We start from the raw sequence: 15,896 nt of genomic DNA on the forward strand, positions 1-15,896 counted from the left end.
GTCGCCGACCGAACCGAAGCGCGACCGGCCGTACCGGCGGCCGACCGAACCGAACCGTACCGAACCGAAGTCCCCGCCGGACCCCGGGGCGACCGAACCCCCGGCCCCGCCTCCACAGGGTTAGTGCCGCGGGTATTGGATTTCGTTGACAGTCTTCACTTCGCCTTCCTAGTGTCATGACCGCGGCTGACACGGCACATTGCGGTACGGGGTGAGGCGGCCCCCGTGCCCGTGCACAATCCTCGGGAACTCCTGGAAGGCGAAACATGACCGCGGCACAGCCCACGACTTTCACCACCGTCCGCGAGGGATTCTTCAATCCGCCGGCCGAGATCCGGAAACTGCGCGAAGAAACCCCGATTACCCGGATGGCTTTCGCGGACGGCCACCTCGGCTGGCTGGTGACCGGATATTCCACCGCCCGCGCGGTGCTCTCCGACAACCGTTTCAGCGCCCGGGGCGAACTGAAGCACCCGCCGGTTCCCCGCTCGGCGGTGCTGGAGGAAGCGCCGGCGGCCCCGCCCGGCATGTTCATCCAGCACGACGCCCCCGAGCACCAGCGCTACCGCAAGCTGCTCGTCGGCGAGTTCACCGTCCGCCGGATGCGCCTGCTCACCGAGTGGATCGAGCGGATCGTCGAGGAGCGGCTGGACGCGATGGAGAAGGTCGGCTCCCCGGCCGACCTCTTCGAGCACTTCGCGCTGGCGATCCCCACCCTGGTGATCACCGAACTGCTCGGCGTGCCCTACGCGGACCGCGCGCAGTTCCACCGCGACGCCGAGGTCTGGAGCAGCTTCGGCGCCTCCGTCGAGGACGTCACGGCGGCCTTCGCGAGCCTCGGCTCCTACCTGCACGGCCTGGTCCTGGCCAAGCGCGCCGAGCCCGGGGACGACATCCTGAGCGGCCTGATCACCGGGGAGGGCAACCTCACCGACGAGGAGCTCACCTCGATCGCCTTCCTGCTGCTGGTCGCCGGGCACGAGACCACCGCCAACCAGATCGGCCTGAGCACCTTCGCCCTGCTCAACCACCCCGAGCAGCTGGCCGCGCTGCGCGCCGACCCCTCGCTGATGGACGGCGCGGTGGAGGAACTGCTGCGCTACCTGAGCATCGTGCACCACGGCCCGACGCGCGCCGCGCTGGAGGACGTCGAGATCGAGGGCAACCTGATCAGGGCGGGCGAGGTGGTGATGATCTCGCTGGCGGCCGCCAACCGCGACCCCGAGCGCTACACCGAGCCCGAGGACCTCGACGTCACCCGGGTGATGGCCAACCACCTCGCCTTCGGCCACGGCGTCCACCAGTGCCTGGGCCAGCAGCTGGCCCGGATCGAGCTGCGCTGCGCCCTGGGCGCGCTGCTGCGGCGCTTCCCCGGCCTGCGCCTCGCGGTGCCGGCCGAGGAGGTCGGACTCCGCCACGACATGCAGGTCTACGGCGTCTACCGGCTCCCGGTGGCCTGGTAGCCCGGGCCGATGCGGATCGAGATCAGCGAGGAGCTCTGCTGCAGCGCGGGCATGTGCACGCTGACCGCGCCCGAGGTGTTCGACCAGGACGACGAGGACGGCACCGTCGTCCTGCTCGACGCCGAGCCGCCCACCGACCTCCACCCCGCCGTCCGCGAGGCGGCGCACCGCTGTCCGTGCACGGCCATCACGGTGCACGAGAACGGCTGAACCCCGGCGGTCCCCACCCAGACCACCCGTTCGACGAAGACCCGGTCCCCGGGTCGGAAGGCCAGGTACAGAGAGCGTGTCCGAGAACCAGAACCTGTCCCGCCGCCGCCTGCTCGGCATGGCCGCGCTGAGCGCGGCCGCGCTCGCCGGCACCACCACGATCGCCGCCCCCGGCCGCGCCCACGCCGCCGCCGGCCCGGGCTCCGGCTCCGGCTCCGACGTCACCTTCGTGCCGGCCGTGGTGATCGGCACCGGCTACGGCGCGGCGGTCTCCGCGCTGCGCCTGGGCGAGGCCGGCGTCCAGACGCTGATGCTGGAGATGGGCCAGCTGTGGAACCAGCCCGGCCCGGACGGCAACGTCCACTGCGGGATGCTCAGCCCGGACAAGCGCTCCAGCTGGCTGAAGACCCGCACCGAGGCGCCGCTGGGCTCGTTCCTCTGGCTCGACGTGGTCAACCGCGACATCGAGTCGTACACCGGCGTGCTGGACCGGGTCGCCTACGACCAGATGTCCGTCTACGTCGGGCGCGGCGTCGGCGGCGGCTCGCTGGTCAACGGCGGCATGGCCGTGCAGCCGCGGCGCTCGTACTTCGAGGAGGTCCTCCCGCAGGTCGACTCCCAGGAGATGTACGACCGGTACTTCCCGCGCGCCAACACCATGCTGCGGGTGAACCACATCCCGCCGGGCTGGTTCGAGCAGACCGAGTGGTACCAGTACGCGAGGGTCTCCCGGGCGGCGGCGGCCAAGGCGGGCCTCGGCACGGTGTTCGTGCCCAACGTCTACGACTTCGGCTACATGCAGCAGGAGGAGGCCGGCACCGCGACGAAGTCCGCGCTGGCCGGCGAGGTCATCTACGGCAACAACCACGGCAAGCAGAGCCTCGACAAGACCTACCTGGCCGCCGCGCTGGGCACCGGCAAGGTCGTGATCCAGACGCTGCACCGGGTGCGGACGATCACCCGGCAGGCCGACGGCACCTACCTGCTGGGCGTGGACCGGATCGACACCGGCGGGAAGGTCGTGGAGACCAGGCGGATCTCCTGCCGCCACCTGTTCCTGGGCGCCGGCAGCCTCGGCTCCACCGAACTGCTGGTGCGCGCCCGGGAGACCGGCACGCTGCCGAACCTCAACGCCGAGGTCGGGGCGGGCTGGGGCCCCAACGGCAACATCATGACCGCGCGCGCCAACCACGTGTGGAACCCCACCGGCGCCCGCCAGTCCTCGATCCCCGCGCTGGGCATCGACGACTGGGACAACGCCGCCGCCCCGGTCTTCGCGGAGATCGCGCCGATGCCGGCCGGCCTGGAGACCTGGGTCAGCCTGTACCTGGCGATCACCAAGAACCCCCAGCGCGGCACCTTCGTCTACGACGCCGCCACCGACCGGGCCCGGCTCCAGTGGACCCGCGCCCAGAACGCGCCCGCCGTGGCCGCCGCCAAGTCGCTGTTCGACCGGATCAACGCGGCCAACACCACGATGTACCGCTACGACCTCTTCGGCAGCTCGCTGAAGAACTTCGCCGACGACTTCTGCTACCACCCGCTCGGCGGCTGCGTGCTCGGAAAGGCGACCGACGGCTACGGCCGGGTCGCCGGTTACCAGAACCTGTACGTCACCGACGGTTCACTGATTCCGGGGTCCATCGGTGTCAATCCGTTCGTGACCATCACGGCGCTGGCCGAGCGCAATATCGAGCGCATCATCCAGCAGGACATCACCGCCCGCTAGAACGACTGTTCGGCCCTCGGCGGATTTCCGCGCGGACGCGGCGCTGCGTCCGCGCGGAAAATGCACGGTTCTGGCTGTCATTCATCAGGTCGATGGAGCATGGTAATGAGCGAGTTCGATTCGGTTAAACCCGCGTTCGACATGATGACCGGGGAAGCGGTCGCCGTCATCGGCGCGGCCCGCCGCCCGGCACGGCCCTCCGACGGGATCGACGCGGAGTTCTTCGGGCTCCCGTCCGCCGGGTCCGCGGTGGCGGGCCCGGACCGGGCCGTGCTGCTGGAACCGCTCTGGGAGGCCCTGGAGGACGCCGGCGTCGTACCCTCGGCGCCGGCGGGCTCGGGCACCGGTGTCTTCCTCGCCCTGCCGCAGGGGCCGGACGACGACGGCGGCGAGGACGCCTTCGCCGCCCTGGTCGGCACCGCGCTGAGGCTGGCCGGCGGGGGCGCGGGCGTCGCCGTCACCCGGTCCGTGCGGGAGGCCCTGCACGCCGCCCGCGCGAGCCTGTGCAGCGGCGCGCACGAGCTCGCGCTCGTCGCCGGACCGGACCCGCTGCTCCCCGGCCCCGACGGGCCGGCGGAGCAGGACGCCCACGGCGCCGTCCTGCTCAAGCCGCTCGCCCGCGCGCTCGCCGACGGCGACCGGATCCACGCCGTGCTCGACGGCGAGAACCTCCTGCCGGCACCCGGCCCCGCGACGGCGGCCGGCCCCGACGACGAACCGGCCACCGCAGCCGCGCCGCACCCGGTGGCCTGGGTCGTCTCCGCGCCCGACCCCGGGGCGCTCGCCACCCAGGCGCAGCGCCTCCACGCGGACCTGACCGGCCGTCCCGCGCTGCGGCCCGCCGACGTGGGCCACGCCCTGGCCACCACCCGCCACCGGTTCGCCGAACGCGCCGTCGTCCTCGGCGACACCCGCGAGGACCTGCTCGCCGGGCTCGCCGCCGCGGCCCGCGGCGACCTCGCCGCCAACCTGGTGCGCGGCACCGCCGGCCCGGCCCGCGCCGCCCTCCTGCTGCCCGGCCAGGGCGCGCAGTGGGCCGGCATGGGCGCCGAACTCCTCGACACCTGCGCCGCGTTCCGCGAGTCCGCCGAGGCCTGCCGGGCGGCCCTCGCCCCGCACCTGGACTTCGACGTGCTGGACGTGCTGCGCGACGCCCCCGGCGCCCGGCCGCTGGAGGGCGTGGAGGTCATCCAGCCCGCCCTGTTCGTCTTCCAGGTCGCCCTCGCCGACACCTGGCGCGCGTTCGGCGTGCGGCCGCGGGCCGTGGCGGGCCACAGCCTCGGCGAGATCGCCGCGGCCCACCTCGCGGGCGCGCTCACGCTGGCCGACGCGGCCCGGGTGGTGACCGTCTGGAGCCGCTGGGAGGCGACGCTGGCCGGCCGCGGCGCGATGGTCGTCATCCCGCTGCCCGCCGAGGAGGTCGCCGCCCGCCTGGCCCGCCGGGACGGCCGGCTGGTGATCAGCGCGTACAACGGGCCCGCCTCCGTGGTGGTCTCCGGCGACGCCGACGCCGCCCTCGACCTGCTCGCCGAGCTGAACGCCGAGGGCGTGCGCGCCCGCCGGGTGGCCGTCGACGTGGCCGCGCACTCGCCCCAGATCGAGGAGATCCGCGCCCAGGTGCTGGACGGGCTGGCCGGCCTGCGCCCGCGCACCGCCCACACCCCCCTCTACTCCTCGCTGGACGGCGCCCGCATCGACGGCAGCGAGGCGGACGCCGACCACTGGTACGCGCTGCTGCGCCGGCCCGTGCAGTTCGAGCGGACCACCCGCGCGCTGGTCGCCGACGGCCACGACCTGCTGATCGAGGTCGGCCCGCACCCCTCGCTGACCGCCGCCGTCCAGGACAGCGCCGCCGCCGAGGGCCGCGAGGCCGCCGTGCTCGGCTCGCTGCGCCGCGAGCAGGGCGGGCTGCGCCGGCTGCACACCGCGCTCGCCGAGGCCCACGTCCGGGGCGCCGAGGTCGACTGGCCCGCCGCGGTCGCCGCCGCCGGCGCCCCGGCCCCGCGCCCCGTGCCGCTGCCCACCTACGCCTTCCGCCGTCCGGGCGACGAGCGGGCCCGCCCGGCCGGCCGCACGGGCCTGCGCGAGCGGCTGCTCGCCCTGCCCGCGAGCGAGCACGAGCGGGTCACCGGAGAACTGGTGCAGGCCGTCGTCGCCACCCTGCTCGGCTCCGCCGGCCCCGGCGCGATCACCGCCGAGCGCTCCTTCCGCGACCTCGGCCTCGACTCGGTCGGCGCCGTCGAACTGCGCAACCGGCTGGGCGAGGCCACCGGACTCGCCCTGCCGCACACCGTGGTCTTCGAACACCCCACGCCCGCCTCCCTGGTGCGCCGTCTGCTGACCGAGGCGCTCGGCGCCGGCGAGCGGGCGGCCGAGGACGAGACGGTGGCCGCCTGGGACGAGCCGATCGCGATCGTCGCGATGAGCTGCCGCCTGCCCGGCGGGATCAGCACCCCCGAGGAGCTGTGGCGGGTGCTGAGCGCGGGCGAGGACACCCTCTCGGCCCTCCCGCGCGACCGCGGCTGGGACGTCGACGGGCTCTACGACGCCGAGCCCGGCCTCGCCGGGCGCTACTACCAGCGCGAGGGCGGGTTCCTGCACGACGCCGCCGACTTCGACCCCGAGTTCTTCGGGATCTCGCCGCGCGAGGCGCTGGCCATGGACCCGCAGCAGCGCCTGCTGCTGGAGACCGCCTGGGAGGCCTTCGAGCGGGCCGGCATCGTCCCGCGGAGCCTGCGCGGCAGCCGCACCGGCACCTTCGTCGGCGCCATGACCCCGGACTACGGCCCGCGCCTGCACCAGGGCGACGAGGAACTCGGCGGGTACCTGCTGACCGGCAGCACCGCCAGCGTCGCCTCCGGGCGGATCGCCTACTCCTTCGGCCTGGAGGGGCCGGCGGTGACGGTCGACACGGCCTGCTCCTCCTCCCTGGTGGCCCTGCACCTGGCCGTGCAGGCGCTGCGCTCGGGCGAGTGCTCGCTGGCGCTCGCCGGCGGCGCCACCGTCATCCCCACGGTGGGCATGTTCCTGGAGTTCAGCCGCCAGCGGGCCCTGGCGCCCGACGGCCGCTGCAAGGCCTTCTCGGACCGGGCGGACGGCTTCGGCCTCGCCGAGGGCACCGGCATGCTCCTGCTGGAGCGGCTGTCCGACGCCCGGCGCCACGGCCACCCCGTGCTGGCCCTGGTGCGCGGCACCGCGATCAACCAGGACGGCGCCAGCAACGGACTGACCGCCCCCAGCGGCACCGCGCAGCAGCGGGTGATCCGCCAGGCCCTGGCCGTCGCGGGGCTCGCCCCGGCCGACGTCGACGCGGTGGAGGCGCACGGCACCGGGACCCGCCTCGGCGACCCGATCGAGGCGCAGGCCCTGCTGGCGACCTACGGGCAGGACCGTGAACTCCCCCTGTGGCTGGGCTCGCTGAAGTCGAACATCGGCCACACCCAGGCCGCGGCCGGCATCGCGGGCGTCATCAAGATGGTCCTCGCGCTCCAGCACCGGACCCTGCCGAGGACCCTGCACGCGGCCGAGCCCTCAACCCGGGTGGACTGGACGGCGGGCGCGGTGCGGCTGCTGGCCGAGCCCGTCGACTGGTCCGACGGCGACCGCCCGCGCCGGGCCGGCGTCTCCTCCTTCGGCATCAGCGGCACCAACGCCCACGCCATCCTCGAACAGGCGCCCGCCACCGACCGGGACGAGGCCGCCGAGGCCACCACACCCGCCGAGCCCGCCGAGCCCGCCGCCGACGCCGTCCCGCAGGGCGCGGCGCAACCCGTGCCGTGGCTGCTCTCCGCCCGCACCCCCGAGGCCCTCGCCGCCCAGGCCCGCGCGCTGCTCGCGCACGCCGAGGCCCACCCCGGACTGCACCCCGCCGACCTCGGCCACGCCCTGGTCCGCACCCGCACCGCCTTCGAGCACCGGGCCGTGGTGGTCGGCGCGGACCACGCGGAACTGACCGACGGGCTGCGGGCGCTGGCCGCCGGCGGCACCGCCCCCAACACCGCCCAGGGCCAGGCCGCCGAGGGCCGGCGGGTGGTCTTCGTCTTCCCCGGCCAGGGCTCGCAGTGGGCCGGCATGGCGGTCGACCTGCTGGACGGCTCGGCGGTCTTCCGCGAGCGGATGCGCGCCTGCGGCGCCGCGCTCGCCCCCTACGTCGACTGGTCGCTGGAGGACGTGCTGCGCGGCGCCCCCGGCGCACCGGCGCTGGAGGCCGCCGCCGTCGTGCAGCCCGCGCTGTGGGCCGTCATGGTGTCGCTGGCGGAGCTGTGGACCGCCTCCGGCGTCCGGCCCTCGGCCGTGGTCGGCCACTCCCAGGGCGAGATCGCCGCCGCCTGCGTGGCGGGCGCCCTCGACCTCGACGACGCGGCCCGCGTCGTCGCGCTGCGCAGCCGGCTGCTGGCCCGGCTCGCCGGGCTCGGCGGCATGGTGGCCCTGCCGCAGCCGCCGGCGGAGGTCACCGCACGGCTGGCCCGCTGGGACGGCAGGATCGGCGTCGCGGCCGTGAACGGCCCCCGCTCGGTGGTGGTCTCCGGCGACGCGGACGCGCTGGACGACCTGATGGTCTCCTGCGAGCTGGACGGCGTGCGGGCCCGGCGGGTGCCGGTGGACTACGCCTCGCACTGCGCCCACGTCGAGGCCATCGAGGAGGAGCTCGCCGGGGCGCTGGCGGGCATCACCCCGCACGCCCCGCAGGTGCCGTTCTACTCCACGGTCACCGGCGAGGTGGTCCGGGGCGCGGAGCTCGACGCCGCCTACTGGTACCGCAACCTGCGCGGCACCGTGCAGTTCGAGTCGGCCACCCGGCGGCTGCTGGCCGACGGCCACCAGGTCTTCGTCGAGGCCAGCCCGCACCCGGTGCTCGCCCTCGGCGTCCAGGAGAGCGCGGAGGCCGCCGGGGCGCCCGCCGAGGTGGTGGGCTCGCTCAACCGGGGACAGGGCGGCCCCGACCGGTTCCTGCGGGCGCTCGGCGAGGCCCACGTCCGGGGCGTGGACGTCGACTGGCCGGCGGTCTTCCCCGGCCGCGCCGCCCGCACCCTCGCCCTGCCGACCTACCCCTTCCAGCGCCGCCGCCTGTGGCTGGACCCGGACGCGCCCGCCGCCGCGGCCCCGGCGGTCCGCGACGCGGCCGAGACGCGGTTCTGGGAGGCCGTCGAGAACGAGGACCTCCGGACGCTGGCCGACACCCTGGCCCTGGACGCCGACGCCGCGCTCGCCGAGGTGCTCGGCGGTCTGGCCGCCTGGCGGCGGCAGGCCGACGAGACCGCCACGGTCGACGGCTGGCGCTACCGGATCGACTGGCGGCCCCTGCCGCGCACCCCGGCGGCGCTGACCGGGACCTGGCTGGTCGTCGCCCCCGCCCCGGTCGCCGCCTCCGCCGCCGCGGCCGACGGGGAGCCGCCCCGGCTCACCGCGATCCGCCGCGCGCTCGCCGAGCACGGCGCGCGCACCGAGCTGTTCACCGTCGAGCCCGGCGAGGACCGCGGGCGGCTGGCGGCCCGGCTGGCCGGGCTGGACACCGCCGGCCTCACCGGAGTGCTGTCCCTGCTGGCGGACGCGGAGCAGGAGCTGCCGGACCACCGGGTGACGGCCGGCCTCGCCGCGACCGTCGCCCTCGTCCAGGCGCTCGGCGACGCGGACCTCGGCGCCCCGCTGTGGTGCCTCACCTCCGGCGCGGTCGCCACCGGTCCCCAGGACCCGCCGCGCAGCCCGGCGCAGGCCCAGCTCTGGGGGCTGGGACGCGTGGTGGGCGCCGAGTACCCGCAGCGCTGGGGCGGCCTGATCGACCTGCCCGAGGAGCCGGACGAGCGCTCCCTCGCCCTGCTGGCCGGCGCCCTGGGCGGCTCGCGCGGCGAGGACGAACTGGCGGTCCGTGACGGCGTGGCACTCGGCCGGCGGCTGGTCAGGGCCGCCGCGAGCGCCGCCCCCGCCCGGGCCGGACTGCGACCGCGCGGCACCGTCCTGGTCACCGGCGGCACCGGCACCCTGGGCGCCCACGTCGCCCGCCGACTGGCGCACGACGGCGCCGAGCACCTGGTCCTGACCAGCCGCGCCGGCCAGGACGCGCCGGGCGCCGCCGAACTGCGCGCCGAACTGGAGGCCATCGGCGCCCGCACCACCGTCGCCGCCTGCGACGTGGCCGACCGGGACCAGCTGCGCACGCTGCTCGACTCGCTGGCCGGGGAACCGCCGCTCACCGGCATCGTGCACGCCGCCGGTGTCCTGGACGACGGCGTGCTCGACGCGCTGACCGTCGAACGCCTGGAGCGGGTCCTGCGCCCCAAGGTGGACGCCGCCCTCAACCTGCACGAGCTCACCGCCGACCGCGAGCTGGACTTCTTCGTCCTGTTCTCCTCGGTGGCCGGTGTCGTCGGCAACGCCGGCCAGGGCGGCTACGCCGCGGCCAACGCCTTCCTGGACGCGCTCGCCCACCGGCGCCGCGCCGAGGGCCTGCCCGCCACCGCCGTCTCCTGGGGCTCCTGGGGCTCCGGCGGCATGATGGCCGACGCCGTCGAACAGCACCTCAGCCGCCGCGGCATCGTCCCGATGCCCGCCGACCTCGGCGTCGAGGCGCTGCGCCGGGCCATGGAGCACGACGACACCGCGGTCACCGTGGCCGACATCGCGTGGGACCGCTTCGTGGCGGCCTTCGCCGTCACCGGCCGCTACCCCCTGCTGAACGACCTGCCCGAGGCGCGCCGGCTGCTGGACGGCGGAGCGGCCACGGCCGCCGCCGGGGCGCAGGACGGCGCCGGCGGCCGACCGGCGCTCGCCCAGCGGCTGGCCGGGCTGTCCGCGACCGACGCGGCCCGCACGGTCCTCGAACTGGTCCGGGCGCAGGCCGCCACGGTGCTCGGCCACGCGGGACCGTCCGCCGTCCAGCCCGGGCGGGCCTTCCGCGAGGTCGGCTTCGACTCGCTGACCGCCGTCGAACTGCGCAACCGGCTCTCCGCGGCGACCGGCCTGCGGCTGCCCACCACCGTCGTGTTCGACCACCCCACCCCCACGGCCCTGGCGGGCTACCTGCACGCCGAGGCCGGCGGGCAGCGGGAGGAGCGGGGCGAGGCGTCGCACCCGGTGAACCCGGCGGGTCCGGGCGCGGACGGCGAGCCGATCGCCATCGTCTCGATGAGCTGCCGCTTCCCCGGCGGGGTCCACTCGCCCGAGCAGCTGTGGCAGCTGCTGGCCGACGGCGCCGACGCGCTGACCGGCTTCCCCGAGGACCGCGGCTGGGACCTCGACACCCTCTACCACCCCGACCCCGAGCACCTCGGGACCACCTACTCCCGCGAGGGCGGGTTCCTGCACGACGCCGCCGAGTTCGACGCCGCCTTCTTCGGGATCTCGCCGCGCGAGGCGCTGGCCATGGACCCGCAGCAGCGCCTGCTGCTGGAGACCTCCTGGGAGGCGTTCGAGCGGGCCGGCATCGACCCGGCCACGCTCAAGGGGACCGCGTCCGCCGTCTTCGTCGGCTCCAACGGCCAGGACTACGCCTCCGGCCCGGGCCGGGCACCCGAGGGCGTCGAGGGCTACCTGCTCACCGGACGCGCCGCCAGCGTCGTCTCCGGCCGCCTGGCCTACGTCTTCGGCCTGGAGGGGCCGGCGGTGACGGTGGACACGGCGTGCTCGTCCTCGCTGGTCGCCCTGCACCTGGCGGTGCAGGCGCTGCGGCAGGGCGAGTGCACGCTCGCGCTGGCGGGCGGGGTGACCGTGATGGCCGACCCCGGCGTCTTCGTCGAGTTCAGCCGCCAGCGCGGCCTGGCCGCCGACGGCCGCTGCAAGGCCTTCGCCGCGTCGGCGGACGGCACGGGCTGGGGCGAGGGCGTCGGCATGCTGCTGCTGGAGCGGCTCTCCGACGCGCGCCGCCACGGGCACCCGGTGCTGGCCGTGGTGCGCGGCAGCGCGATCAACCAGGACGGCGCGTCCAACGGCCTGACGGCGCCGAACGGGCCGTCGCAGCAGCGGGTGATCCGTCAGGCGCTGGCGAACGCGGAGCTGTCGGCCGCGGACGTCGACGTGGTGGAGGCGCACGGCACCGGCACCACGCTGGGTGACCCGATCGAGGCGCAGGCGCTGCTGGCCACCTACGGCAAGGACCGCGAACGGCCGCTGTGGCTGGGCTCGTTGAAGTCCAACATCGGCCACACCCAGGCGGCGGCCGGAGTGGCGGGTGTGATCAAGATGGTGCTGGCCATGGAACACGGCCTGCTGCCGAAGACCCTGCACGTGGACGAGCCGACCCCGCACGTGGACTGGTCGGCGGGCGCCGTGGAACTGCTGACGGAGGCCGTCGACTGGCCGCAGGAAGACCGCCCGCGCCGGGCCGGCGTGTCGGCCTTCGGCGTCAGCGGCACCAACGCCCACGTCATCCTGGAGGCGGTCCCGGCTCCGGACGCGGCCGAGGGGGAGCCCGGAGGCGGGGTGGACCTGCCGCTGCCGTGGGTGGTGTCGGGCAAGGACGCCGGCGCCCTCGCGTCGCAGGCCCGGCGGCTCGCCGCCCACCTCGACGAGCACCCCGACCTGGACCTCGCCGACCTGGCGTTCTCGCTCGCCACCGGCAGGGCCGCGCTGGAGCGGCGGGCGGTGATCGTGGGCCGGGACCGGGAGGACCTGCGGGCCGGACTGGCCGCGCTGGCGCAGGACGGGGCGGCCCCGCACCTGGTGCGCGGCGCGGTCGGGCCGGACGGCGCCCGGGTGGCCCTGCTCTTCTCGGGGCAGGGGAGTCAGCGGCTGGGGATGGGGCGTGAGCTGTGCGCGTCGTTCCCGGTGTTCGCGGCGGCGTTCGACGAGGTCTGCGCCGCCGTGGACGTTCACCTCGAACGGCCTTTGCGGGAGGTGGTGTTCGGCGAGGACGCGGAGCTGCTGGCGCGCACCGAGTTCACTCAACCCGCGTTGTTCGCCATCGAGGTGGCGCTGTTCCGGCTGGTGGAGTCGTGGGGGGTGCGGGCGGACTTCCTGGCCGGGCACTCGATCGGCGAGTTCACCGCCGCGCACGTCGCGGGCGTGTTCTCGCTGGAAGACGCCGCCGAACTGGTGGTGGCCCGTGGCCGGTTGATGCAGGAGCTGCCGTCGGGCGGTGCGATGGTGGCGGTGCAGGCCCCGGAGGACGAGGTCGTGCCGTTGCTCGCCGGTCGCGAGGACAGCGTGGGTATCGCGGCGGTCAACGGCCCGTCCTCGGTGGTGCTTTCGGGATCGGAGGACGCCGTCGCGGAGGTGGTCGCGCTCCTGGAGGGTCGCCGGACGAAGCGGCTCACGGTCTCGCACGCGTTCCACTCGCCGCTGATGGAGCCGATGCTCGCGGCCTTCCGCGCGGTGGCCGAGCGTGTCACCTTCGCCGCGCCCACCCTGCCGATCGTCTCCACCCTCACCGGACGGCCGGTCTCGGCGGAGGAGTTGGCCGACCCCGACTACTGGGTGCGCCACGTCCGCCACGCCGTCCGCTTCGCCGACGCCGTCGACACGCTCGCGGGCGAGGGCGTGACCACGTTCCTGGAGGTCGGCCCCGGCGGTCTGACCCCGATGGTCCAGGAGACCCTGCCGGACGCCGTCGCCGTCCCCGCCCTGCGCAGGGACCACGCCGAGGCCGAGTCCCTCACCACCGCGCTGGCCCACCTGCACACCCACGGCATCGCGCCCGACTGGGACGCGGTCCTCGCCGGCCGGGGCGCCCGCCGGATCGACCTGCCCACCTACGCCTTCCAGCGCCAGCACTACTGGCTCCGGATGCCGGTGGCCGCCGACGCGGCCGCGATCGGCCTCGCCGACGCCGAACACCCCATGCTGGGAGCGGTCGTGGGACTGCCGGACGGCACCACGGTGCTGACCGGACGGCTCTCGCAGACCACGCACCCCTGGCTCGCCGACCACGCGGTCTCCGACGTGGTGCTGGTCCCCGGCACGGCCTTCGTCGAACTGGCCGTCCGCGCGGCCCAGCAGGTGGGCCACGACCGGGTCGAGGAGTTCACCCTGGAGGCCCCGCTGGTGCTGCCCGACCAGGGTGGCGTCCAACTGCGGCTCACGGTCGGCCCCGAGGACCCCGCCGGACGTCGCACGCTCGCCCTGCACTCCCGGCCGGAGGACCGGCTCGACGAGCAGGAGTGGACCCGCCACGCCGGCGGGACGCTCGCGAGCGGGCCCGCAGCCGCCGAGCCGTTCGACCTGAGCGCCTGGCCGCCCCCCGGCGCCACCCCGGTGGACACCGCCGACCTCTACGACCGGCTGGACGAGCTGGGCTTCGGCTACGGCCCGGTGTTCCGCGGCCTGCGCGCGGCCTGGCGCCGGGGCGAGGACCTGTTCGCCGAGGCCGCCCTGCCCACGGCCGCCGCCGCCCAGGCGGGCGCCTACGCCCTGCACCCCGCGCTGCTCGACTCCGCGCTGCACGCCTCCTGGCTCGGCCTGCTCTCCGGCGCCGAGACCGGACAGGGCCTGCTGCCCTTCTCCTGGGGCGAGGTGGACCTGCGGGCCGGCGGCGCCGCCGTCGTCCGCGTCAAGCTGAGCCCGGCCGGGCCGGACACCGTGTCGGTGCTCGTCGCCGACGGCGCGGGACTGCCGGTCGCGTCGGTCGGAACCCTGGTGCTGCGCCCGGTCGCGGCCGAGCAACTGCGGGAGGCGGCCAGGTCCGAGCGGGACGCGCTGTTCCGGCTCGACTGGGTGGACGCGCCGCAGGGCGAGGCACTGCCCGCGTCGGCGGTGCTGACCCTGGAGGCCGCCGCCGACGGCTCGGAGCTGTCCGCGCTCGCCGACGCTCCGCTGCCGGCCTACACGGCGGTCACGGCCGCGGTGCCCGTGGACGCCGGGCCGGACGACCCGGCCGCCCTCGCCGACGCCGTCCGCGCCGCGAGCCACCGCGCGCTGCGGCTGGTCCAGGACTGGCTGGCCGACGACCGCTTCACCGCCTCGCGCCTGGTGCTGGTGACCCGGCACGCCACCGCGCCCGACGGTGCGACCGGGACGGTCGACCCGGCCCAGGCCGCCGTCTGGGGCCTGCTGCGCTCGACCCAGTCGGAGCACCCGGACCGGTTCGTGCTGGTCGACCTGGACGGCGACACCGACGCCGCCGCCGTCCTGCCCGCCGCCCTGGCCGGCGGCGAGCCGCAGCTCGCCGTCCGGGACGGGCGCGTCCTGCTGCCCCGCCTGGCGAGGAGCGCGGACCCCGGGCCCGACGCCGGCCGGACCCTCCCGACCGGAGGCACCACACTGATCACCGGCGCGACCGGCACGCTCGGCCGGCTGGTGGCACGCCACCTGGTCACCGAGCACGGCGTGCGCCACCTCCTGCTGGTGGGACGCCGAGGACTCGCGGCCGAGGGCGCGGCGCAGTTCGAGGCCGAACTCACCGCCCTGGGCGCCGAACCCGTCACCGCCGCCTGCGACGTCGCCGACCGCGACGCGCTCGCCGCACTGCTCGCGACGATCCCCGCCGAGCGCCCGCTCACGGCCGTGCTGCACGCGGCCGGCGTGGTCGACGACGGCACCGTCTCCGCGCTCACACCCGAGCGGGTGGACCGGGTGCTGCGCCCCAAGGTGGACGCGGCGCTCAACCTCCATGAGCTCACCCGGGGCACGGACCTGTCCGCGTTCGTGCTGTTCTCCTCCGTCTCCGCCACGCTCGGCGGCGCCGGGCAGGGCAACTACGCGGCGGCGAACGCCTTCCTGGACGCCCTCGCGCAGCGCCGCCGGGCGGCCGGGCTGCCGGCGGTCTCGCTGGCCTGGGGCCTGTGGGCCGAGGGCAGCGGCATGACCGGCAAGCTCGCCACCGCCGACCTCGCCCGGATCCGGCGGATGGGCCTGGCCGCGATGGACTCCGCCGAGGCCCTCGCCCTGTTCGACGCCGCGTCCGCGAGCGACGCCGAGGTGCTCTACCCGGTGCGCCTGGACGCCGCCGGACTCCGCGGCCGGGCCGCCGACGGCGAGGTCCCGGCCCTGCTGCGCGGGCTGGTCAGGCCGGCCCCCCGGCGGACCCGGGCCGCCGACGCCCCGGCCGCGGGCGACTCCGGCACCCTCGTCGGCCGCCTGGCCCCGCTGGCCGAGGCCGAGCGGGTGCGCGTCCTGCTGGACCTGGTCCGGCTCCAGATCGCGACCGCGCTCGGCCACGCCTCCCCGGAGCAGGTCGATCCCGAACGGGCCTTCAAGGACCTGGGCTTCGACTCGCTGACGGCGGTGGAGCTGCGCAACGCGCTGAGCGCGGCCTGCGGGGTGCGGCTGCCGGCGACGCTGGTCTTCGACCACCCGACGCCGGAGGCGCTCGCCCGCCACCTGCTGGCCGAGCTGATGGGCTCGGCGGCGGGCGCGGCCGAGGAGAGCGCGCCGGCGCCGCTGAGGGCGTCCTCCGGGCTCCCGCAGCAGGCCGGGGCGGACGAGCCGATCGCGATCGTGGGGATGAGTTGCCGGTATCCCGGTGGTGTCGCGTCGCCGGAGGAGTTGTGGCGGCTGGTGGCCGGGGGTGGTGATGCGATCGGTGGGTTCCCGGCGGATCGTGGTTGGGATCTGGAGGGGCTCTA

General features: G+C 76.0%; 4 protein-coding genes. All 4 read left to right on the forward strand.

Translation table 11 applies throughout. From position 1 onward, the window contains the following. Positions 1 to 368 precede the first annotated feature (368 nt). Positions 369 to 1,463 carry a cytochrome P450 gene (locus ACFXAM_RS31725; RefSeq protein ID WP_380296474.1) on the forward strand — a complete coding sequence of 365 codons (1,095 nt, stop codon included), beginning with the start codon at positions 369 to 371 and terminating at the stop codon, positions 1,461 to 1,463. 9 nt (positions 1,464 to 1,472) lie between these two features. Continuing rightward, positions 1,473 to 1,673, forward strand: a complete 201-nt coding sequence (locus ACFXAM_RS31730) for a ferredoxin (RefSeq protein ID WP_380296476.1) — start codon at positions 1,473 to 1,475, stop codon at positions 1,671 to 1,673. 118 nt (positions 1,674 to 1,791) lie between these two features. Then, the gene (locus ACFXAM_RS31735) at positions 1,792 to 3,402 is read left to right on the forward strand and encodes a GMC oxidoreductase (RefSeq protein WP_380296478.1); all 1,611 of its coding nucleotides are present in this window, start codon (positions 1,792 to 1,794) and stop codon (positions 3,400 to 3,402) included. Positions 3,403 to 3,507: 105 nt separating this feature from the next. Next, on the forward strand, positions 3,508 to 15,896 hold a 12,389-nt coding region (locus tag ACFXAM_RS31740; protein WP_380296477.1), incomplete at its 3' end, for a type I polyketide synthase.

Origin of the sequence: Kitasatospora sp. NPDC059462 (assembly GCF_042749955.1) — a bacterium.
Taxonomy (GTDB): domain Bacteria; phylum Actinomycetota; class Actinomycetes; order Streptomycetales; family Streptomycetaceae; genus Kitasatospora.